The sequence below is a fragment of the Actinophytocola sediminis genome (genome assembly GCF_054779715.1).
In genome coordinates, this window is record NZ_BAAGXS010000165.1 from 1 (window position 1) to 22,383 (window position 22,383).

18 protein-coding genes are annotated in these 22,383 nt (G+C 71.8%); 7 read left to right on the top strand and 11 right to left on the bottom strand.

Annotated elements, in window-relative coordinates; all coding sequences use genetic code 11:
• Positions 1-45: 45 nt before the first annotated feature.
• Positions 46-1,524 carry a CATRA conflict system CASPASE/TPR repeat-associated protein gene (locus ACYVIP_RS45330; RefSeq protein ID WP_460407520.1) on the bottom strand — a complete coding sequence of 493 codons (1,479 nt, stop codon included), beginning with the start codon at positions 1,522-1,524 and terminating at the stop codon, positions 46-48.
• Positions 1,502-1,834: a hypothetical protein gene (locus tag ACYVIP_RS45335; protein ID WP_460407522.1), complete on the bottom strand. Its 333-nt coding sequence runs from the start codon at positions 1,832-1,834 to the stop codon at positions 1,502-1,504. Before ACYVIP_RS45335 ends, ACYVIP_RS45330 begins: the two co-directional genes overlap by 23 nt.
• A gap of 62 nt (positions 1,835-1,896) precedes the next feature.
• On the opposite strand from ACYVIP_RS45335, the gene ACYVIP_RS45340 reads away from it, so the two are divergent.
• Positions 1,897-3,666, top strand: a complete 1,770-nt coding sequence (locus tag ACYVIP_RS45340) for a CHAT domain-containing protein (protein WP_460407524.1) — start codon at positions 1,897-1,899, stop codon at positions 3,664-3,666.
• Positions 3,667-3,668: 2 nt separating this feature from the next.
• Here the strand turns inward: ACYVIP_RS45340 and ACYVIP_RS45345 are convergent, their stop codons facing one another.
• The 3 genes from ACYVIP_RS45345 to ACYVIP_RS45355 are packed head-to-tail and all read right to left on the bottom strand — an operon-like array spanning position 3,669 to position 6,524.
• Positions 3,669-4,334: a response regulator gene (locus tag ACYVIP_RS45345; protein WP_460407525.1), complete on the bottom strand. Its 666-nt coding sequence runs from the start codon at positions 4,332-4,334 to the stop codon at positions 3,669-3,671.
• On the bottom strand, positions 4,304-5,431 hold the full coding sequence (locus ACYVIP_RS45350) for a hypothetical protein (protein ID WP_460407527.1): 1,128 nt from the start codon (positions 5,429-5,431) through the stop codon (positions 4,304-4,306). The genes ACYVIP_RS45345 and ACYVIP_RS45350 overlap by 31 nt, the downstream gene beginning before the upstream one ends.
• Positions 5,424-6,524, bottom strand: coding sequence for a sensor histidine kinase (locus ACYVIP_RS45355; protein ID WP_460407528.1), 1,101 nt, complete (start codon positions 6,522-6,524; stop codon positions 5,424-5,426). The genes ACYVIP_RS45350 and ACYVIP_RS45355 overlap by 8 nt, the downstream gene beginning before the upstream one ends.
• An 89-nt stretch (positions 6,525-6,613) precedes the next feature.
• On the opposite strand from ACYVIP_RS45355, the gene ACYVIP_RS45360 reads away from it, so the two are divergent.
• Positions 6,614-7,453 carry an SAM-dependent methyltransferase gene (locus tag ACYVIP_RS45360; RefSeq protein ID WP_460407530.1) on the top strand — a complete coding sequence of 280 codons (840 nt, stop codon included), beginning with the start codon at positions 6,614-6,616 and terminating at the stop codon, positions 7,451-7,453.
• Complete coding sequence (locus ACYVIP_RS45365) at positions 7,450-7,902, top strand: MarR family winged helix-turn-helix transcriptional regulator (RefSeq protein WP_460407532.1); 453 nt, start codon at positions 7,450-7,452, stop codon at positions 7,900-7,902. Before ACYVIP_RS45360 ends, ACYVIP_RS45365 begins: the two co-directional genes overlap by 4 nt.
• A gap of 52 nt (positions 7,903-7,954) precedes the next feature.
• On the opposite strand, the gene ACYVIP_RS45370 is transcribed toward ACYVIP_RS45365, so the two are convergent.
• The 3 genes from ACYVIP_RS45370 to ACYVIP_RS45380 form a co-directional block, all read right to left on the bottom strand.
• Entirely contained in the window at positions 7,955-11,221 is a 3,267-nt protein-coding gene (locus ACYVIP_RS45370; protein WP_460407533.1) for a family 78 glycoside hydrolase catalytic domain, read from the bottom strand.
• 178 nt (positions 11,222-11,399) lie between these two features.
• Entirely contained in the window at positions 11,400-12,059 is a 660-nt protein-coding gene (locus ACYVIP_RS45375) for an extensin family protein (RefSeq protein WP_460407535.1), read from the bottom strand.
• Positions 12,060-12,071: 12 nt separating this feature from the next.
• Positions 12,072-12,968, bottom strand: coding sequence for a hypothetical protein (locus tag ACYVIP_RS45380; protein ID WP_460407537.1), 897 nt, complete (start codon positions 12,966-12,968; stop codon positions 12,072-12,074).
• 217 nt (positions 12,969-13,185) lie between these two features.
• Between ACYVIP_RS45380 and ACYVIP_RS45385 the strand changes: the two genes are divergently transcribed.
• From ACYVIP_RS45385 to ACYVIP_RS45400, 4 genes are all read left to right on the top strand, one after another.
• On the top strand, positions 13,186-14,403 hold the full coding sequence (locus tag ACYVIP_RS45385) for a PQQ-dependent sugar dehydrogenase (RefSeq protein WP_460407539.1): 1,218 nt from the start codon (positions 13,186-13,188) through the stop codon (positions 14,401-14,403).
• A gap of 117 nt (positions 14,404-14,520) precedes the next feature.
• Positions 14,521-15,261 (top strand): enoyl-CoA hydratase-related protein, encoded by a 741-nt coding sequence (locus tag ACYVIP_RS45390; RefSeq protein ID WP_460407540.1) that lies wholly within the window; start codon positions 14,521-14,523, stop codon positions 15,259-15,261.
• A 334-nt stretch (positions 15,262-15,595) separates the two neighbouring features.
• Positions 15,596-18,604, top strand: coding sequence for a family 16 glycoside hydrolase (locus ACYVIP_RS45395; RefSeq protein WP_460407542.1), 3,009 nt, complete (start codon positions 15,596-15,598; stop codon positions 18,602-18,604).
• Positions 18,605-18,727: 123 nt separating this feature from the next.
• A complete protein-coding gene (locus tag ACYVIP_RS45400; RefSeq protein ID WP_460407543.1) occupies positions 18,728-20,203 on the top strand; it encodes an MFS transporter in 1,476 nt (491 codons plus the stop codon).
• Between the two features lie 53 nt (positions 20,204-20,256).
• Here the strand turns inward: ACYVIP_RS45400 and ACYVIP_RS45405 are convergent, their stop codons facing one another.
• Genes ACYVIP_RS45405 through ACYVIP_RS45415 form a run of 3 tightly spaced genes read right to left on the bottom strand, consistent with a single transcriptional unit; the run spans position 20,257 to position 22,218 of the window.
• Positions 20,257-20,970 carry a VOC family protein gene (locus ACYVIP_RS45405; RefSeq protein WP_460407545.1) on the bottom strand — a complete coding sequence of 238 codons (714 nt, stop codon included), beginning with the start codon at positions 20,968-20,970 and terminating at the stop codon, positions 20,257-20,259.
• A gap of 37 nt (positions 20,971-21,007) precedes the next feature.
• Complete coding sequence (locus tag ACYVIP_RS45410) at positions 21,008-21,961, bottom strand: cytochrome P450 (protein ID WP_460407547.1); 954 nt, start codon at positions 21,959-21,961, stop codon at positions 21,008-21,010.
• Positions 21,850-22,218: a hypothetical protein gene (locus tag ACYVIP_RS45415; RefSeq protein ID WP_460407548.1), complete on the bottom strand. Its 369-nt coding sequence runs from the start codon at positions 22,216-22,218 to the stop codon at positions 21,850-21,852. The genes ACYVIP_RS45410 and ACYVIP_RS45415 overlap by 112 nt, the downstream gene beginning before the upstream one ends.
• Positions 22,219-22,383 lie beyond the last annotated feature (165 nt).

Genomic DNA, 22,383 nt, shown 5'->3' on the forward strand with positions numbered 1-22,383 from the left:
CCCGCCGGCGGCCGCTGCCGCCCATGCCCCCGCTGCGCTGACGGGTCACCCGCGCGGCGCGCGGCGGCGGGTCAGCCAGGTCGGCACGAACAGCGCGAGGGCGCCCGCGAGCACCGCCAGCGTGGTCGCGAGCGGTGGCGCGATGGTGGCGGCCGTGGCCTGCCAGAGCAGGCCGCTGCCCAGCCAGCCGAGCGCGCCGCCGAACAACGCCGCCGCCGCGAGCTCCGACCAGCGGTAGGGCTCGGTCCTGGGCACCAGCCGGCTCCACCTGGCCACGAGCAGCGGCAGGCAGCAGGCCGCGGCGGCCAGGGCGCAGATCACCGGGGCCTTCAGCGGCGCGGTGATCGTGGTCGTGTACTGGAACGACTGGATGGCGGCGAGCGCCATCAGCAACGCGCCGATGAAGGAGGTCTGCAACAGGGTCAGGCGGTCGCGCCTGCGGGCGGTCTCCGCGCCGATGACCGCGGTCGCGGTCGCGTGCACGGCCTCGGTGCGCTGTACCAGGCCGTCCAAATAGGACGCTTCGCGGTCGAGCTGGTCGGCCAGCCAGGTCAACGCCGTGTCGTCGTGGTCGAACATCGCGCCGGGGACGGTCGACTCCGGCCGGTGCCGGCGGAGGTTGACCCGCAGTGCGTGCACGCCCGTCGCCATCTCCCGCACCTTGGACAGCCGCCACAGCACGCCGGTGGCGCCGAGGCGGACCCGTTGCAGTCGTTGGTCCGCGGCGATCAGCTCGGTGGCCGGCTGGTCGGCGGTGACCAGGTGGGCGGCCAGCGCGGTGACCGCTGTGTCGGTCTCGGTGACGAGCTCCGAGAGCGGGCGCAGCGACTCGTAGAGCTGTCGCTGGTGGTCGGCCCGGAACACGGTGAGGCAGTACCGGGTCAACGGGGTCAGTCCCTGCCGGCCGTCGACCGCCCAGGCCCATTCGTCCACGGCGGACTCCGCCGATTCCTCGGCGGCGAGCACCAGCACCCGGGCACGGTCGGACTCGTCGAGGTTCCACAGCAGCGCGCCGGCCGGGCCGTGGTCGGCGGTGGGCAGGTCGACGCGCGCGCCGTAGCCGGTCGCCAGGCCGGCGGCGACCTCGGGCAGCGCGGTCGCGGTGGCGGCCAGGCCGAGCAGCACGGTGACCTTGCCGATCAGGGCGCCGCCTGCCGGGTCGACCGAACGCCAGTCGGCGACCAGCTCGGCGAACCCGTCGACGCCGTCGCGATCGGCGGAGATCGCGGCCACCAGCCCTGCGATGCCGTGCTCGGTGAACACGAACATCGAGCGCGTCCGGCCGGGGGTGGCCCGGCTGCCGGAGGCGACGATCCGGAACGGGCCGGTGCCGGCGGGCCGGTCGGGCAGGTACTCGGGCGCGGACACCCCCAGCAGGGGTGCGGTACTCGGCCCGATCGTCCGGCACGCGCGCCACAGGTCGGCCAGCCGCGCCCAGCCCGCGCTCGCGAGCTCGGGTCCGCCGTCGAGCGCGGCGAACGCGTAGACCAGCAGTGCCGGCCTACTGATCGTCGGCGGGGTCATCGGGTGTGTCGGTCAGTCGTCGCGTCACGGCCAGTTCGACCTCGTGGACCAGGTGGGTGACCTCGTCCGGTGGACCGTCGGTGGCCAGCCCACCCGGCTGCGCGCTCACCCGGACGCCGACGAGATCGTCGAAGACACCGGCTGCCCGCACCACCTCGCGGTTCGATCCGGTGCGCAGCGCCGTGGTCAACGCGGCCAGAGCGGCGCTGATCCCGCGCCATTCCGCCGGGGTCAGCCGGGCCGACCGAATGCGGCCCGGCAGCGCGCGCAACTCGTCGGCATCGTCGTGTAACAACCGGTCCCTGGTCACGATTGACCACCGTACAACCGCCCGATCGCATGGCGGACACCACAATTGGGGGAGTTGCGGAAATGGGTCTGTTCAGCCGGGGAAAGACGCTCGACGACCGTTATCTGGAAGTGCTCGCGCTGGCCAAGACCGCGCACGAACGACCGCACCCCAACCCGTGGCCGCAGATCCAGGAACTGTGTTGGCGGCTGCTCAAGGACTGCGAGCCACGGATCATCGACGACCCGCGCGCACCCATCGTCACCCTGGCGACGGGAAAAATCGCCTTTCTGACCGAGCTGTCCGCCAAGAACTGGCACCGAGTGGTCGCCATCGGCTGGATGATGGCCACCGCGATCGCCCAACTGGATGCCCAACACGAGATCACTCCTCAGCCCGGATTACTCGCGGCGTTCGCCAAGGACCTGTTTCGCAAAGCGGAGCTGACCTGTTACGCCGCCCACCGTGCCGGCCTGCCGACCCCGGCGGCCATGATCGCCGAACAGCTCACCTCGATCCGCCTCGGCGACCGCACGTTGAAGCGCTCGGTCGGGTCCTGGGCGACGACCAGCACCGCCGCCGACCACGAGGCGATGCTCGGCACCGTGGCCGGCCGGATCGACAGCGCTCGCCGCCCGGTGGTCTACGACGGCGACCCCGGCGGGCTGGATGCCTTCTACCAGACCAAACTCCGGGAGGACTTCGCCGACGTCGACCGCGCCCGGTCGGGTGCGCGGGTCGCGATGTCCTACGGCCTCAGCCTGCCGCTGGAGGCGATGCGGGTCACCGGCCGTTCCCTGCTGTACGTCGGTGGCGGGCTGACCGACGGGGTCGCGGTGCTGTTCGACGCCGCCGCCATCGACGACCCGGCCCGGTCCATCGCCAGCAGCGTCGAACTGCCCGGCGTGGACATCACCGCGGTGGAACGGAAGATCAGCGAGCTGCACGCCGTGGCCGCCGCCCGCCGGGCAAGGGAGGTGACCGGAACCGCGCTGTCCAGCCATGTCGAGGACCTGCTTGGCTGGCTCGGCGAGTCCCTGTGGCAGCCGGTGCTCGCCCGCTGGCCACACCTGCGCGACCGGCCGCTCGCGGTCGTCCCGCTCGGCGAGCTGGCACAGCTGCCGCTGTACACCGCGCTGATCGACGACGAGCCCGCCTGCGCCGCGCTCGACCTCACGATCGCGCCGTCGGCCCGCTCGCTCGTGCTCGCCGGCGAACACCCGGCCGCCACCGGCGCCGCGTTCGTCGCCGCCGATCCGGCCACCGGCGACGACGAGCTGCCGTTCGTGGTGCCCGAGGCGAACGCGGTGGCGGCCGTGCACGGCGTCACGCCGGTGATCATCGGGCAGCCCGTCGGCCAGCAGGACGAGGACCGGCTGCGCGCCGCCCCGGCCGCCATGCCACCGCACGAGTCCGCCGGCGAGCTGCTGGCGCGGCTGCGGGCGAGCGCGACGATCCACCTGGCCTGCCACGGGGTGATCCGGCCGAGCGAGCCGCTGGACTCCGCGCTGGTGCTCGGCGGGTCGCTGACGCTGTCGACCATGCTCAGCGAGGACCTGCTCCCCGGCACGACCATGGTGCTGTCGGCCTGCGACCTGGCGGGCATCGGGAAGCACACGCCGGGCGAACAGTTGGGCTTCCCGGCCGTGCTGCTCGCCGCCGGCGCGCGGTCGGTCATCGCCGCGCTGTGGCCCGTGCCCGACGCCAACCGGACCGTCCGCCTGATGACCCGCCTGCACGAGGAACTCGCCACCGCGCCGGCCACCCGCGCGCTGGGCAGGGCGGTGGCCGGCGCCCGCGACGCCGGCGCACCGGCCTCACTGTGGGCCTCGTTCACCCACTTCGGCGCGTAGCGTCAGAGATCGTCCACGCCGATCAGCCCGTCCTGGATGGCGCGCGCGGCGAGGGCGACCTTGCTCGACGCCTCCCGGCCGATCTGGGCGTACTTGATCCGGATCCGTTCGAGGTGCGAGTTGACCGTGCTGGGCGAGATCCCGAGCCGGTGGGCGACGAACTCCTTGGACTCGGACTGGAACCACTCGACCAGCACCTCGATCTCGCGTGAGGACAACGTGGGCCGCCGCTCGGAGCGGTCGCCGGCCAGCGCCCCGGCCAGCGCCGGCGGGGTGTATGGCCGGTCGTCGGCCGCGGCCCGCACCGCCTCGACCAGGTGCACCGCGCCCTCGGCCTTCGTCAGGTAGCACAGCGCGCCCAACTCAAGGCACTGCAGGGCGATGCCGTCGTCGGGGCGCATGGAATAGACCACCACCCGCCGGCCGGCCTCAACCAGCCGCCGCAGGTCGCCGAGCGCGGGGGTCGGGCCGCCGAGGTGGAGGTCGAGGATCACCACGTCGGCGTCCGCGCCGTCGGCCAGCCACGCGACCCGCGCGTCCTCGCCCTCGGCCACCACCGTGATCGGTGGCGTGCCCCTGGACAGCCAGTGCGTGACCCCGGCGCGCACCGCCGGGTGATCATCGACGATGACCGCGGTCAGTCCGGCGGGGTCGGTGCCGATCGCCATCTGGCCTCCATCCGCGTGTGTTCCTCGTGTGCATACCAGGCCACGTCGATCTCGGCGGCGTCCGAGGTGATCGCGTCGGTGATGCCGGCGTCGGCGACCACCGCGACGCGGACCTGCTCGCCGGTGCGCAGCAGGCTGACCCTGGCCCTGGACCGCGCCGCCGCCAGCGCGGTGATCACCGGCCCGGTCAGCGCCCGGCGCACGGTCGTTGGCACCGGCAGCGGCGCGCCACTGACGGCCAGCGAGACCGCCAGGCCCCGGCGTTCGGCCACGTCGACGCACGCGGACAGCTCGTGCACGAGCGGGTCCGGCACGTCGTCGTGCTCGGCGAACAGCCTGCGCAGCTGGGTGGCGGCGAGCACGATCCGCCGTTGGGTGTCCGGGGTGCGGGGGTCGACAGTACCGTCGGCCATGCCCGCCAGCAGCGGCAGCGTCGCGCCGAGTTGGCCGGCGAACCGGCGCCGGTGGTCGAGCGCGCCCTGTTCGCCGAGTACCTGGCGGGTGGCGATCCGGTCCCGCTCGACGGCCAGGTCACCGGCCTGGCGCGACCCCCGGTGCAACGCCCGGACGACCAGCACCACGGCGACCTGGAAGCTGGTCACGCTGAGCAGGACGATCGCCGCGGCGCTGATCCCGGCCCGGTCGGGCAGACCGGCGACCGCGAACTGGACGACGTTGTTGGCGGCGAGCACGCACAGCGCGGCGACGAGGATGGCGACCCGTTCGACCAGCAGCAGGAGCAGCAGCCAGCCGACCACGCCGAAGGACCAGTCGAGTTCGGTGAAGTACTTGCCGACCGGCACGGCCGAGGCGGCCACGCCCGAGGCGACCAGCGACACCACCGCCCCCGGCACCACCACGGCCAGCGGCAGCGGCCGGCCGCGCAGCACCCAGGCCGCGCTCAGCACGCTCACCATGGTCAGCGCGACGAACGCGAGATCGGCGGCCAGCGCGGGCCGGTAGCGGTCCTGGTGGCCGAACAGCTGCGGGCCGCCCAACGTGGCCTGCTGCAACAACACCACGGTCAGCAGCACGATCCGCATCACCGGGAACACCCGGTCGGCGAACTGGTACGGCTCGTGGTCGCGCTCAGGCATCTGGCCACGCCAACCGAACTGTGGTGCCGCGGCCGGGGGCCGAGGTGACGACCGCGCTGCCGTCCACCGCGGCCATCCGCGCGATCAGCGAGCCGCGGATGCCGTGCCGCTGGCCGGTCACCGCGTCGGGGTCGAACCCGCATCCGCTGTCGGTCACCGTCACCATCACGCCGGCGCCCGCGCCGGCGACCCGTAACGCCACCACGGCCACCCCGGCGTGCCGCTCCACGTTGAGCAGTGCCTCGCGCACCGCGCGCACCAGCGCCAGCGCGACCGCGACCGGGACGAACGGCGTCGGATCCCAGCGCGCGTCCACGTCGAGGGAACTGCCGTCGACCAGCGGCCGCAGCGAGGACTCGACGGCGACGAGTCCGTCCCGGGCGTCCGAGGCGGCCAGGACGGCGAGGTCGCGCCGGGCGTACTCGGCGACCCTGGCCGGATCGACGTCGACGCCGTGGGAGGCGACCATGAGGAAGGTCGCCGACGCGGTGTCGTGCAACAGCGCGAGGTACTCCCGATCCTGGCGACGGCGCGCCGACGCGACCGCCTCGGCGCGTTCCAGCCCGACCTGCCGCTCGCGCAACCGGTCGACCCGTCTGGCCGACCGGAGCAACAGCAGGAACGCCAGCCGCGCGAGCACGCTCTCGATGACCACCCGCAGCGCCACCGTGACGCTCTGGTCCAGGTCCAGCGCCGGCAGGGTCACCGCCAGCAGACCGGCCAGCACGGGCACGGTCACCGAGGGCGGGCTCTCCCACTGCAGGGTGATCGCGGTGATCGTGAGCGTGTTGAGCACCCACTGGTTCAGCTCGCCGGGCACCGGCGCGGTCCACTGGTAGGCCGCGCAGATGGCCCCGGCGCGGATCACCGCCAACACGAGCGCCGCGCGTCTGCCCCGGCCGGTGTGCCCGGAGTGGATGTCCACCACGCCGCTGACCACGACGAGGACGAGCAGCGCGTACCCGAGCGGCCGCGCCCCGGCCGGCGCCGCCAGCACCCCGAGGGCGCTGATCAGTATCAGGCCGATCCCCCGGGCCGGCCCGACGAACCGGCGCACGACGAGGAGGAGAACGGACTCCGCCTGGGCTGGCATCGCGCGATGTTAACGCCTCACTCCACTTGTCAATAATAGTTTCATCTGAAACAGTTCCACATGAACCTACTTGTCGAAAGGGCGTGGACATGGCGAAGTTGAACGCGATCGGTGGCACGGCGTTGCGGGTGGCCGCACTGCGCGCGGCCGAGACCCGTCGACCGGACCACCTGGTGGCCGACCCGCACGCGGAGCGGTTCCTCGCCGCGGCCGGCGACTCCACCGGCGGCAGCGGCCAGCACGGACTCGGCGACGAGTTCGTCGCCGTCATGAGCCAGCAGGTCGCGGTCCGCACCAGGTTCCTCGACGACGCCCTGCTCGCCGCCACCGCGGCCGGCTGCCGCCAGGTCGTCCTCGTGGCGTCCGGAGTGGACAGTCGGGCGCACCGGCTGGCCTGGCCGGCGGGCGTCGAGCTGTTCGACCTCGACCAGCCGGCCGTGCTCGAGTTCAAGGACCAGGTGCTCGACCCGGCCTCGGCCAGGTGCACCAGGCACCCGGTCGGCGTCGACCTGCGCACCGACTGGCCCGTTCCGTTGCGGGCAGCGGGTTTCCGGCCGGAGCGACCCACCGCGTGGCTGACCGAGGGCCTGCTCTACGCACTGGACCCGGCCGCCGCCGACGGGCTGCTGACCACCATCGGCGGGCTGAGCGCGGCCGGCAGCATCATCGCCTTCGACCACATCCAGACCAGCCAGCGCCTGCGGGAGATGTTGCGGGCGACCGATCCCGCGCTGGTCCAGCTGTGGCGGGGCGGCCCGGCCGACCCGGCGGAGTGGCTCACCCGCCACGGGTGGACCGCCGAGATCACCGAGCTGGCCGACCTGGCGCGCCACCACGGCCGCACCGTGCACCCGGCCTACGACCCGGCCGCCGGCGGCGCGCACAGCTGGCTCGCCACCGGGACCTGGCAGGTACCGTCACCGACATGACCAGCGGCCGTGCGACGAACCAGCCGGGCGACCCGTCGCCGTTCGCCGTCGGCCTGCTGCTCAGACGAGCCCATGACCGGGCGGCCTCGGCACTGGCCGAGGCCGTCCGGCCGCTGGGCATCGAACTCCGGCACTTCGCGGTGCTCATCGAACTCGCCACGCACGGCCCGAAGAACCAGCGCGACCTGACCTCGGCCGTCGGCACCGACAAGGCCTCCATGGTCCGGCTCATCGACGACCTGGAGGCCGCCGGCTACGCCGTCCGCCAGGCCAGCCCGACCGACCGCCGGGTGCGCACCGTCGCCCTGACCGAGCAGGGCCTGCGGGCCTTCGACGCCGCGCACGTCCCCGCCAGGGACATCGCGACCGCACTACACGCCCACCTCGCCCCCGGCGAGGACAAGCAACTCCTGGACCTACTGACCCGCTTCACCCACCCAACGCCCTGAATGCCTCATTCGGGACGCTCAACGTCCACAATGAGGCATTCAGGGCGTTCGGCTAGCCGGTGGTGAAGTCGTACTGGCCGGAGCCGACTTCCAGGGTCAGCACGCCGTCGGCGTAGGACGACGCGCGTACGCCGGCCGCCGTGCTCGCCGGGCCTCGGGACTCGGTGACCGCGTCGGCCGAGGTCGCCGGGACCGCCACCCGCGCGGTGGTGTTGACCGGGACGTCGACCGTGAGGCGCAGCCGGGAACCGGTCAGCGTCCAGGACGAGCTGATCGTGCCGTAGGCGGACTCCAAGCTCCCGGAGCCGCTGGTGAGCCCGCCACCAGGGCGCGGCGCGACCAGGAAGGAGCCGTACCCGGCCGACAACGGGGTGATGCCGGCGATGTTCTCGTACATCCACTTGCCGACCGCGCCGTAGGCGTAGTGGTTGAACGAGTTCATGCCGGGATCGTTGAAGCTGCCGTCCGGGTTGATCGAGTTCCACCGCTCCCACATGGTGGTGGCGCCCATGGCGACCTCGTAACCCCACGACGGATACTCCTGGCGCAGCAACAGCTCGTAGGCCTTGTCCAGGTGCCCGCTGCCGCTCAGCGCCGGCAACAGCCATGGGGTGCCGAGGAACCCGGTGGTCAACGCGTTCCCGCTGGCGGCGATCTTCGCCACGAACCGGTCGGCCACCGCGGCCCGCTGCCCGGCCGGCACCAGGTCCATGCCCAGCGCCAGCGCGTAGCCGGTCTGGCTGTTGCCCGACACCGTGCCGTCCGCGGCGACGTAGGCCGAGGCGAACGCCGAACGGACCTCAGTGGACAGTGCGGCGTAGGTCCGCGCGTCGGTGGTCTCGCCGATCGCGGCCGCCATCTCCGCGAGCATCCTGGTGTCCTGCGCGAAGTACGCGGTGCCCAGGACGCCGGACGGGGTCGGGTCCTCCAGGTTGAGCCAGTCCTCGAACCGGCCCCGGCCGTCGTCGAGCAGGTCGGCACCCGCGCCGGCACGGACGAACTCGACGAACCGGCGCATCGACGCGTAGTGCTCGCGGACGATCGTGGTGTCCCCGTAGGCCTGCCACACCGCGTGGGGCACGGTCACACCCGCGTCGGCCCAGCCGACACCGCCCGGGCCGTTGTCGGTCGGCTCGGGCGCGATCGGCGGGTAGTCGCCGTTGGCCCGCTGGGTGGCGCGCAGGTCGGCCAGCCACTTGCCGAGGAACGCGCGGGTGTCCTGGTTGTAGGACGCGGTCGGCGCGAACACGTTGATGTCGCCGGTCCAGCCGAGCCGTTCGTCCCGCGCGGGCGTATCCGTTGGGATGGACAGGAAGTTGCCCCGCTGACCCCAGACGATGTTGCTCTGCAACTGGTTCAGCATCGGGTCCGAGGTGCTGAACGACCCGGTGTTGGGCAGGTCCGAACCCCAGACCACGCCCCGCACGTCGGCCGCGGCCGGCGGGCTGATCCCGGTGATCTCGACGTAGCGGAACCCGTGCTGGGTGAACGTCGGCTCGTAGGTGACGGTCCCGTCGGCGGCGAAGGTGTAGCGGTCGGTCGCCTTGGCTGCCCGCAGGTTCTCGGTGTAGAGCGTGCCGTCCCGGTTGAGCACCTCGCCGTGGCGGATGGTCGCGGTCTGGCCGGCGGTGCCGGTCAGCCGCAGCCGGGTCACGCCGACCATGTTCTGCCCGAGGTCGTAGACGAAGGCGCCGGGGGTCGGCTCGGTGCGCTCCCGCGCGGTCAGCACCTCGAGCGCCCGGACCGGCTCGTCCGGTTGGGGCGCCAGCAGGGTGGTCGCGGACTCGGCGGTCTCGGCTGGCGTCCAGCCGGTGTCGTCGAAGCCGGGCTCGGCCCAGCCCGCATGCGCCAGCCGCGCGTCGTAGGTCTCGCCGGATTGCAGGTCCCCCAGGACGAACGGACCGTTCGCCGAGGTCCACGAACTGTCCGAGCGCACCCACTGGTGGCTGCCGTCGGTGTGGTCGACGCGCACCTGGGCCACCGCGGACGGCGTCCGGCCGTACAGGCCGGGACTCGGGTAGTAGCCGACCCTGCCGGCATACCAGCCGGGTGCCAGTGCGATGCCGAACGCGTTGGCGCCCTGGCGAACCTGGTCGGTCACGTCGTAGGTCTGGTGCTGGATGACGGTGCGGTAGTCGGTCCAGCCGGGGGCGAGCTCGTGGTCGCCGACCTTGTTCCCGTTGAGCGTCAGCTCGTAGATCCCGCGGGCCGCGCCGTAGGCCGTCGCGGCGGCCACCTGCTTGCCGTCCGGGACGGTGAACTCCGTGCGGAACAGGGGAAGGCTGGAGTTGGCGGAGTAGTAGGCCTCCACTGAGGACAGCAGGGCCAGCCCGTCCGGCCCGACGGTGCCGCCGCTGAACGGGTTGTGCCCGTCGGCGAAGTCGACGTCGGCCAGGGTCGCGCCGTCCGCGCCGGTGACCGTCGCGTGGTGCACGACCGCCTGTTCGGGGGCGCCGTTGGAGACGTTGACCCGGTAGCCGAAGGTGCCGGCGGTGAAGTTGGTCATCGCGCGCTGGTCGGCCCGCGCGCCGTCGATCGCCGTGGTGATGGTGTTCCCGGCGACCGAGATCGTCAGGTGGTGGCGGCCGGTGAGCAGGTCCTGCTCGGAGATCACCGCCGAGACGTCGACCTCCTCGACCAGTTCGTAGGCGCCGTCGGTAAGCCGGTGTACCCGCAGTTTCGGCCTGCCGGTGCCGTCGGCGACGTTGAGCTGCCACAGGTAGCCGTCGTTGTCGGCGGCGCGGAGGAACACGCCGAGCGCGAGCGCGGTCAGGGTGAACTCGGTGTCCACGGTGTAGTCGGTCCAGCCGAGTGCCTCGTCGGTGTCGGTGAGCCACTGCGCGCCGGTCCAGTCGTCCTGGGCGAGCAGCCCGGACTCGAACCACGCGGGGGCGCTCCACCTGCTGGCCACGCCCTGGTCGTCCCACACCCGGACCTGCCAGTGGTAGCGGGTCGCCGAGCGCAGGGCCGGACCGGCGTAGGACACGTCGACCTGCTTGGCCGACGCGACCTTGCCCGACGCCCAGACGTCGGCCGTGCCCGGCCGGGAGCCGACCCGTACCTCGTAGGCGGTCTGCGTGACCCCTCGTCTGTCCGAAGTGGACGCCCAGGCCAGCTGTGGCCGGCCGGCGATGCCGAGCGGGTTGACCCGCCCGTCGGTGGTCAGCGCACCGACCCGCAGGCCCCCGGCCGCGAACGCGGACGAGGGCAGCGCGAGCAGTGACGCGGCGAGTACCAGTACGACGGCGAGCGCCATGACTGGCCGGAAACGGTTGACACGAAAGAAGAACAGACCCGGCAGGGGACGGGCGACGACCATGCGAACCTCCGCGCTGACGTTCGCGAACAGGGTTATTGAAACGATTCAATCATCCTTTCAAGGCTAGGTGACCCAGCTCACCCGAGTCAACCCGCCGGCCGGGACGCCAGTGCGGCGAAGGGTCCCTTCGCTGCGCTGGACGCAGTGATGGGACCCTTCGCTGCGGTGGGGAACGGGGTCAGAACGCCTGATTGGCGAAGCCGCGGGTGGCGACCGCCGACATCATCGACATCCACACGCTGCTGGTGGTGTGCGGATCGCCGCTGATGCCGAGCCGGGACTTGGCGGTGTTGAACGCGCTCGTGGTGAGCGGTCCCCAGACGCCGTCGACCGCGAGCCCGGAGCCCATGAAGTTGTTGCACATGGCCTGGACGAACTTGCAGTCACTCGACGACCCCTTGACACACCTCGGCGGCAGGTCGCCGAAGTCGGAGTGGATGTGGTCTCCGTGCGCGGCGTTGTACCACCCGTCGAGCACGTATCGGAACCGCCGCCGGCACACCGCGTCCACCGCGATGTAGCGCCGCCGGATCGACTGGGTGCCCGAGGCGTGCGCCCGGTCCAGCGGCGCGCAGGTCGTGCCGCTGGACCAGCGCACGTGGTCGAGGTCCATCGCGGTGCCCGCGCCGTGCTGGCCCGCCTTGTTGACGTAGAACCCGGCCGACACCAGGTACGACACGCTGCCGTAGCCGGCCGACAGGCTGCGCAGGTCGCGCACCCACAGCACGAGCCGGTCGTAGAAGGCCTGGGTGACGTTCCAGTTGCGCGGGGTGGTGTTGCCGGGATTCGAGCGCCAGTAGTAGACCGGGGTGCCGTCGATGGTGCTGAAGCTGATCATGTTCGTCCTCCCTCAGACCGTCGCCGACACGATGCGTCCGTCGACCAGCCAGTACGACTGGTCGCCAAGGACGCCGAGCGCCTTGGCCTCCTGGGGCACCGCCACCGGCTGGCGACCGGCACCGACCACACCGCTCTGCCCACCGGAGCCGCCGATCACGTTGCCCACCCAGCGCACCCCGGCGCCGGTGACCGCCAGCGAGCGGATGGCGGTATCCACCAACCCCGCGCCGGCCGTCCAGGTGAGCCCGTCGGCCGAGGTGGCCAGCACACTGCCCGAAGAGTCCACTGTGGACAGAAGCCAGCCGTCCGGACCGCCGGCGGCCGCACTGACCGCCAGCTCGTCGGTGTACGCCAGCCCGTCGACCGGCGCGACCTGCCAGCTGTTGTCCTGATACCGCAAGGCGAACCGCTGCCGGGGGGCGCGTTCCACAGTGAGCAGCGCGCCAAGCGCGAGCGCGTCGCCACCGCGCACCGCGACCGCGGTGAGGTGACCGTCGAGTCCGGTGAGGCTGGTCGCGACGTGCCAGTCCAGCCCGTCGGCGGACTCCCAGACCGTCGGGCTCGACCGGTCGCCGTCGGCCAGCGCGCCGACCGCGACCACACCGCCGGCCGGCCCGGCGGCGAGGTCGAGCACGTCGGCGCCGGCCAGTCCGGTCGTCGGCCGGCTGGATCCGTTGGCGGCGACCAACAACCAGCCGTCGGACGCCAGACCGAGCGTGTGCACGGTGGCGCCGAGCCGGGCCACACCGACCGCCCGGTCGAGGGTGGCCGGTGCCGCCGAGGCGGTGCCGGCGGTGGCCACACCGGTCGCCAGGACGGCGCCTGCCGTGGTGACCGCGCCGACGAAGGTGCGTCTGGTCAACCGGGATTCGGGCCGGGATTCGGGGATGTGCGGGGATGACGTCATGCGGTGCTCCTCGCGTGCAGGTGGCCCAGCGGACCGATATGCAGGGGGTGGGCCGGGTGATGTCCGCACTGCCGATCGAACCGCGCGCGGATGGCCTTAGGCAACACACTGGCGCGACGTTTTGTAAGCAAATTTTTAACATCACCACTGAACCGTTCACCGTCCGCACGCGTAAGACCCCGCGCTGTGTCCCCGAAGGAGAAGTAGAGGAGCTGGAATGTCAGGACTCAGACGGGCAGGCCGCGCGCTCGCGGTGGCCGCTCTGCTGCCCGCCATGATCTCCGTAACGGTCTCGGCGACCGCCGCCGAGACCGCCGCCGGCGCTCGGCACGACGTACCTCTCGACCAACTGCGGGTGGCGACCACCCAGGTCGCGTCCGGGCTGGTCCGCCCGGTCGCGATGGCCGGACTCGACGACCACGCCGGCCGGATCCTGATCGCCGAGAAGGCCGGCACGGTCCGGGTGTTCGACCCGAGGACCGGGCTGGCCGCCGAGCCGGCACTCGATCTGCGCGACCGGGTCAACAGCGTCGCCAACGAGCGCGGACTGCTCGGCATCGCGCCCGCCCCCGACTTCCGGCACACCGCGCAGGTGTACGTCGCGTACACCAGCCTGCCGGACGGGGCACTGACCCTGTCCCGGGTGCCGCTCGGCGACCCGAGCGCGGAACAGGTGCTGCTCACCCAGGAGCACGCCCAGTTCGCCAACCACAACGGCGGCCAGCTCGCGTTCGGCCGCGACGGCTACCTGTACTGGAGCCTCGGCGACGGCGGAAGCGGCGGGGATCCCCAGGCCACCGGCCAGAACCTGGGCACGTTGCTCGGCAAGGTGCTGCGGCTGGACGTGAGCCGCGCCTGCGGCGCGCTCCCCTACTGCGTGCCGAGGAGCAACCCGTTCGTCGGCACGCCCGGTGCCCTACCGGAGATCTGGGCCTACGGCCTGCGCAACCCGTGGCGGTTCTCCTTCGACGCGCGCGACGGCGCGCTGTGGCTGGCCGACGTCGGCCAGGGCACGTTCGAGGAGATCAACCACACCGGCAGGGCCGACGGCGGGGTGAACTTCGGCTGGTCGTGCAAGGAGGGCCCGGCGGTGTTCAACGCCGAACGCTGCGCGCCGGAGGCCGATTACACCGACCCGGTCTTCCACTACCAGACCGGGGTGGAGGGCTGCGCGGTGATCGGCGGGCACGTCTACCGCGGCCACCGGTACGACCGGCTCGCCGGCGGCACCTACGTGGCGACCGACTACTGCGCCGGCACCGCGTGGGCGGTGCGCGCGAACCGGGACGGTTCCCATGACAGCGCGGCGATCGGCGCGTTCCCGGCGCAGGTGAGCTCGTTCGCCCAGGACCGGTCCGGTGAGCTGTACGCGGTCACCGACCGCACCGGCGAGCTGTACCGGGTCGGCTTCCAACGCGTGCCGCCGACCGGCTGACCGACGGCGGTCAGTGGGGTGCGCCCGGCCGGCGACACCCCACTGACCAGCGTGAAGGGCACGCGGGTGACGATGGTGTCCGTCCACTCTCGTCACCAGGAAGGGTGCGCACCACCGATGACCATCGACCTCGCTGTCGCCGACGGGATCGCCACGATCACCATCGACTCGCCACCGACCCGCAACGCGCTCAACCCGACCTCGTCCCGCCAACTCGTCGAGGTCTGCGACCAGGTGGCGGCCGACCAGGAGGTCGGGGCGGTGATCGTGCGCGGCGGGGGCGGCACGTTCTGCTCCGGCGCCGAGCGGGAGGTGCTGGCCCGCGCCGGAGAGGACCCGGCCGACCCGGAGCGCTTCGCCGAGCTTGGCGCGGTCTACGACGCGTTCGTGCGGGTCGGGTCGCTGCCGGTGCCCACGATCGCCGCCGTCCAGGGCGCCGCGGTCGGCGCCGGGGTGAACCTGCTGCTGGCCACCGACCTGCGGATCGTGGCCACCGACGCGCGGATCATCGCCGGCTTCACCCGGATCGGCATCCACCCCGGCGGCGGGCACTTCACGCTGCTCGGCCGCCTGGTCGGGCGGGAGGCGGCGGCCGCGATCGGGCTGTTCGGCGCCGAGGTGTCCGGCACCCGCGCGGCCCAGCTCGGGCTGGCGTGGGAGGCCGTGGACGCCGAGGCGGTGGACGCGCGGGCGCGGGAGCTGGCCGCCGCGGCCGCGCGCGACCCCGAGCTGTCCCGGCGGGTGCTCGGCTCGATGCGCGCCGAGTTGGACCCGCCGGGGGTGTCCTGGCCGGCGGCGTTGGAGCTGGAGCGCGGTTCGCAGATGTGGTCGCTGCGCCGCCGCGCCAAGAACGGCTGACTTCGCGCGCCGGGCGCCGCCCCCTCCGGATCGGCGCCCGGCGATCCCCGGTCAGCTCCATCGGTCCGCTCCTCCCCCACCGACTGGCTGACACGACGGTCGGTCAGAAAAAGGCACACCGGGTTCGTGGCGGCCGATTGACCCACAATTTCCACTCACGCTGCGTGTCCATTCGCCACCACGTGTGAGACTTATGATTTTCAAAGTCGAAAGTTGGTCTGATCAGAACAAAAGATGCTGGAGGTTTCGCCGAAATGGCGGAAAGATGTCGAGGCGACGGGGTGCTCACGTTCGGTAAGGGACGTGCGCGCTCGCCGCTCTTCAAGGAGGAAGAATGCAGTCACGGTCGCGTCGCCGACCCAGAAGAGGCCTGATCAGCCTGCTCTGCGTCGCCATCCTCGGCTCGCTGTCGGCCATCACCGCGCCATCGGCCTCGGCCCAACCTCCCGACCTGCCACCTCAGGAACCCGGCGTCACCCTGCGCACGTTCGACGTGCAGGTCCCGCTGCTGGAGCTGTGCACCCTCAAGGCGGGCCAGACCCCCAACGTCGACAAGCTGATGCCGACCATCGACTGGAGCACCGTCGAGGACTTCGGCCTGGAGAGCAACTTCGTCACCCACGCCATCGCCAACATCGACATCCCGGCCGACGGCACCTACACCTTCCGCCTGACCAGCGACGACGGCTCCCGGCTCTACATCGACGACCAACTGGTCATCGACCACGACGGCCGGCACGCCGCCGCGCCAAAGGACGGCGCGGTCACCCTGACCGCCGGCTACCACGCGTTGCGCACCGAGTTCTTCGAGGTCGGCGGCGAGCAGGTGCTCCAGCTGGGCTGGCGGCCACCGGGAGCCGCGGACTTCGAGGTCGTGCCCAACACCGTGCTGAGCACCGACGCCGACGTGGTCCGGGTGACCGCCCCCGGCCGCAAGGAGTGCGAGGGCACGAACGACACCCCCGGCGACGGCCTGCCGCTCCAGGACGTCAACCCCGGCTACACGCTGACCGACCTGCGGCCCGACGGCTTCCAGCCCCAGGTGTCCGGCATGGACTGGACCGACGACGGCCGGCTGGCCATCGCCACCTGGGGCGACAGCCTCACCTCCGTCGGCGAGGTCTACCTGCTGGACAACGTCACCGGCACCACCGACCCGAGCAAGGTCACCTACACCAGGGTGGCCACCGGGCTGCAGGAGCCGATGGGCCTCGCGGTGGTCGACGGGACGATCTACGTCTCCCAGAAACACGAGCTCACCGAACTGAAGGACCTCGACGGCGACGACGTGGCCGACGAGTACAACACCGTGGCCACCTGGCCGTTCAGCGGCAACTTCCACGAGTTCGCCTTCGGCCTGCTCTACCGCGACGGGAACTTCTACCTGAACCTGTCGGTGGCGATCAACTACGGCGGCGCGACCACCGACCCGCAGCCGGCGGAGAACCGGGGCACCAGCATCGTGGTGAACCGGGCGACCGGGAAGGTCAGCTACGTCGCCGGTGGCCTGCGCACCCCGCACGGCCTCGGCTGGGGCCCGCACAACGAGCTGTTCGTGACCGACAACCAGGGCGGCTGGCTGCCGGCCTCGAAGCTGGTGCACGTCAAGCGGGACCGGTTCTTCAACCACTACACCAATCCCGACGGCCCCTTCGACGCCAACCAGGTCACCAAGCCGGTGCTGTGGATGCCGCAGAACGAGATCGCGAACTCGCCAAGCACCCCGATCACCCTGCGGTCCGGGCCGTTCAAGGGCCAGCTGCTGATCGGCGACGTCACCTACGGCGGGCTGCAGCGCGCCGCGCTGGAGAAGGTCAAGGGCGAGTACCAGGGCGCGCTGTTCCGGCACACCCAGGGCCTGGAGTCGGGCATCACCGAGACCACCGTCGGCCCAGACGGCGCGATCTACGTCGCGGGTCTCGGCGCGGACGGCAACTGGGGCCAGGAGGGCAAGCTCAAGTACGGCCTGCAGAAGCTCACCCCCAACGGCGCCACCGCCTTCGACATGAAGTCGATGAACGTCACCGGGGACGGCTTCCGGATCAGCTACACCCAGCCGCTGTCGGCCGAGACGATCGCCACCCTGACCGCCGACCCGGCCAAGGCCTACCAGCTCGAGCAGTGGCGTTACGTGCCGACCGAGGCCTACGGCGGCCCCAAGGTGGACGAGCAGACGCTGACGGTCACCGCCGCCGAGGTGTCCCGCGACCGCAGGTCGGTGACCCTGAAGGTCGACGGGCTCAAGCCCGACCGCGTCGTGCACCTGCGCTCGCCGCGCCCGTTCGCCGCCGAGGGCGGCCAGGAGCTGTGGAGCACCGAGGCCTGGTACACGCTCAACGCGCTGCCGGGACCGACCAGGCGCCAGGTGTTCTACGAGGTCGAGGAGGGCAACCGGGAGGGCGGCGCCGGCCTGGACACCGAACACCCCGGCTACTCGGGCATCGGGTTCGTCGACCAGTTCGGCAACCAGGGCGCGTCCGCCAGGATGCACGTCACCGTGGACGATCCCGGCACCTACAACGTGGCCCTGCGCTACGCCAACGGGCCGAACCCGTTCGCCGGCGACAAGACCGTGAGCGTGTACGTCAACGGCGCCAAGGTGCGCCAGACCGTCCTGCCGACCACGGTGACCTGGCAACAGTGGGCGTCCAAGACCGAGAAACTGCGGCTGCGCAAGGGCGTCAACACGATCGAGTACCGGGTCGACGAAGGCGACACCGGGCACGTCAACCTCGACCTGATCACCGTCCGCGAGCCGGGGGAACGGATCACCCTGTTCCGCGGCACCGACCAGTCCGAGTGGCAGCACACCGACGGACGCGCGGCGAGTTGGCCGACGCTGCCCGGCGGCGTGATGGAGGTCTGCTGCGGCGACCTGCGCACCAAGGAGACCTTCGGCGACTTCCGGCTGCACGCCGAGTTCCGGGTGCCGCTGCTGCCGCCGGAGGTGACCGGCCAGGACCGCGGCAACAGCGGGGTCTACCTGCAGGAGCGCTACGAGGTGCAGATCCTCGACTCCTACGGGGACACGACGCTGGCCGACAACGAGGCGGGCGCCATCTACACCAAGAAGGCGCCGGACGTGAACATGGCGACCGCGCCGGAGACCTGGCAGACCTATGACATCGTGTTCCGGGCCGCCAGGTACGACGCGGCCGGGAACAAGACCGAGGACGCCAGGGTCACGGTGCGGTGGAACGGCACGGTCGTGCACGACGACGTCGCCATCGACGGGGTCACCGGGGGCAGCATCCCCGAGTCCCCGTCGACCGGCGCCATCCGGTTGCAGGATCACGGCAACACCGTGCGGTACCGCGACATCTGGATCCAGCCACTGGGTTGAGCTGGCGGCGGGACCCGGCGTCGCCGGGTCCCGCCCCGCGGTTGATCGCGGCTTGACCGCCTCCGGGTACGATTCGTAACGCATCTGATTTAAAATCGGACATTCCCCCGGAGGCCACCGCCCATGCCCCACGCCCCCACCAGGTCCGTGCCGAAAGCGAACACCGTCGTCGGGGTCCTGGCCTTCGCGGGCATCGTGGTCTCGCTGATGCAGACCCTGGTCATCCCGCTCGCTCCCGAGTTCCCCCGGTTACTCGACACCTCGGCCGCCAACGCCGCCTGGGTGATCACCTCGACCCTGCTGGCCAGCGCGATCGCGACGCCGGTCGTCGGCAGGCTCGGCGACATGTACGGCAAGCGGCGGATGCTGCTGGTCAGCCTGGCCGTGCTGGTGGTCGGCTCGATCGTGTGCGCGATGGCCGACTCGCTCCTCCCGATGATCATCGGCCGGGCGCTGCAGGGCCTGGCCGGCGGGGTGATCGCACTGGGTATCAGCATCATGCGCGACGAGCTGCCCGCCGAACGGCTCGGCGCGTCCACCGCGCTGATGAGCGCCTCCCTCGGGGTCGGCGGCGCGCTTGGCCTGCCGGCGGCCACCTTCATCGCCGAGCGCGCCGACTGGCACGTGCTGTTCTGGGCGGCCGGTGGGATCGGGCTGCTGGTCACCCTGCTGGTGTTCGTGCTCGTGCCGGAGTCCCCGGTGCGCAGCGGCGGCCGCTTCGACGTCGTGGGCGCCGGTGGGCTGTCGGTCGCGCTGCTGTGCCTGCTGCTGGCGATCTCCCAGGGCGCCACCTGGGGCTGGACCAGCGGCCTGACCACCGGGCTGTTCGCCGCCGCGGTCCTGGTGCTGCTGGTGTGGGGCTGGTGGGAGCTGCGCACCAGCCGGCCGCTGGTCGACCTGCGCACCACCGCCCGTCGGCAGGTGCTGCTCACCAACCTCGCGTCCGTGGTGTTCGGGTTCGCGATGTTCGCGATGGCGCTGGTGATCCCGCAGTTGCTGCTGCTGCCGGCGGAGACCGGCTACGGCCTCGGCCAGACCATGCTGGCCGTCGGTCTGGTGATGGCGCCCAACGGGTTGATCATGATGGCGATGGCGCCGCTGTCGGCGTACATCTCGCGGACCAGGGGACCCAAGATCACGCTGATGATCGGCGCCGCGGTGGTCGCCACCGGCTACGCGCTGGGCATCGGGTTGTTGTCGACGGTCTGGCAGCTGGTCCTGGTCTCCTGTGTGATCGGGGCGGGAGTCGGCCTGTCCTACGGCGCGATGCCCGCGCTGATCATGTCGGCCGTGCCGGTGTCCGAGACGGCGGCGGCCAACAGCCTCAACACACTCATGCGCGCCATCGGCACCGCCACCTCCAGCGCGGTCGCCGGGGTGATCCTCGCCCAGCTGACCACCACGTTCGGCACCACCGCGGTGCCGTCCCAGGACGGCTTCCGGCTGATCATGGCCATCGGCGCCACCGCGGCGGTCGGCGCGATCGTGGTGGCCGCGTTCATCCCCGGCCGGGCACGGCCGGCCCCGCTGGATCGCGAGACGGACCCGGCACCTGGTCGAGTCGGCGAGGACACGAAGGGTCTCGCCACCGCCGGATAGCCGGGCAACGGTGCCCCACCGGGTCGAACCTGTCGGCACCGCCGGGTAACTCGCTAAACCGTCAGGCAGAACGGGTGCCCGGCCGGGTCGGCGAAGACGCGAAAGGTCTCGCCCCCGCCGGGGAGCCCGGTGGCGCCCAGCTCGAGCGCGCGGGCCTGGCCGGTGTCCAGGTCGTCGACGAGGATGTCGAGGTGGGCCTGTTGCGGCGCGGTCGGGTCCGGCCAGCGTGGCGGGGTGTACTCGGCGATCTGCTGGAACATCACGTTGCGAGTGCCGTCGGTGATCAGCGCGCCCTCCGGCCCCTCGTAGGTGAGCTCCATGCCCAGCAGCGCGGCGTAGAAGCGGGCCAGGCCGACCGCGTCCGGCGCGTCGATGGTCACCGCGAACAGCACCAGCTCCTCGCCGACGTCCGCGCGCTCGCACAGATCGAACGGGTGGCCGGCCGGGTCGGCGAGGGTCACCCAGGTGTCCCCGTCGGCGAGCCTGGTCGCGCCGAGCTCCACCGCCCGCCGCGCGGCCACTTCTCGCCCACTCACCTGCAGGTCGAGGTGGACCTGCTGGGGCAGGTCCTGGCCGGGCCACTTCGGCGCGACGTGGTCGGGCGCGCGTTGGAACGCGACCTCCTGGCCGTCGCCGGCGCGCAGCGTGATCCAGTCGGGCACCTGGCGCACGGTGCGCCAGCCGGTCAGCTCGGCGTAGAACGTGGCGAGTCGTTCGATGTCCGCCGCGTCGAGCGCGGCGCCTTCCAGACGTCCGGTAACGGTCATGCCCGCATCCTGCACCCGGGCACCGACAGTTCGAAGGTCAGAACTCCACCGGCAAGGACTCCAACCGGTTACCGAATGGCCTGGTGGGCACCACCACCGGCGCCTCGTCGGCAGCCGGGCGCAGGTCGGGATACCGGTCGAACAGCAGCCGGAAGCACTCCTCGGACTCGGCCCTGGCCAGCGCGGCGCCGAGGCAGTAGAACCCGCCCATGCCGAACGCCAGGTGCCGGTTGTTCTTGCGGGTGATGTCGAACCGCATCGGGTCCGCGAACACCGCCGGATCGTGGTTGGCCGAGTACACCGCGAGGTGCATGGTCTCCCCCGCCGGCAGATCGTGGCCGGCGACGGTCACCGGTTCGATCGACTTGCGGATGACCGAGGTGACCGGACCGGCGCAGCGCAGCATCTCCTCGATCGCGTACCTGGTCAGACCAGGGCGGGACTTGAGCAACGCGAACTGGTCCGGGTGGGCCATCAGCATGTTCAGGCCCCGGCCGATCAGGTTCGCGGTCGTCTCGTGCCCGGCGAACAGCAACAGCACGCAGTTGGCCACGATCTCGTCCTCGGTCACCACCCCGCGCCGCTCCGCGTCGACGAACATGCTGATCAGGTCATCGCGCGGGTGGTCGCGGCGGTCAGCCACGATCTCGCGCAGGTAGTCCTGCATCTCCAGCACGCTGTCCTGGCTGACCAGCAACTCGTCGAGGTCCAGGTTCTGGAACACCGCGCCGATGTGTTTTGACCACGCGCGCAGCCGGTGCCGGTCGGCGGCCGGCATGCCGAACATGTCCGCGATGACGTTGGCCGGGAACGGATAGGCCAGGTCGGCCAGCACCTCCATCCGGCCCTGGTCGGCCACCGCGTCGAGCAGCTCACCGGTCAGCGCCCGCATCTGTGGCCGGAGACCGTTGACCGTCGCCGGGGTGAAGTAGCGCTTGAGCAGTTGCTGGAACCGGTGGTGGCCCTCCGGGGTGGTGTGCCCCATCCACATGTCGACCGACAGTCGAAGCGGCGCCAGCGCCTCCCGCGCCGACGGGGGAGCCGGTCGAACACCCGGGTCGCGGTGGTCGCCGCCAGGCCGTCGTCGCGCAGCGCCGCCAACACGTGCTCGTGCCCGGTGACCAGGTACGCGCCGAGCGCGGGGACCCGGCTCAGCGGCGACCGCGCGCTGATCTCGAGCAGCTGGGCCAACGGGTCCGGTGCATCGAGCAGGTCGTAGGACGGCAGGGTGGCGGTTGAGTTACCCATGGCTTCCAGTGTGCCCAACTTCCCGCCCCGCTGGGGGATCATCCCCCGGCTGGCTCAGTGCAGCTGGACGCCAGCCACCCCCGCCTCGATCACGAACGACCGGTCGGTGCGCACCGGCGCGTCCAGCGCGAATCATGTGTAATGAGCACCAGCGCGGTAATAGGT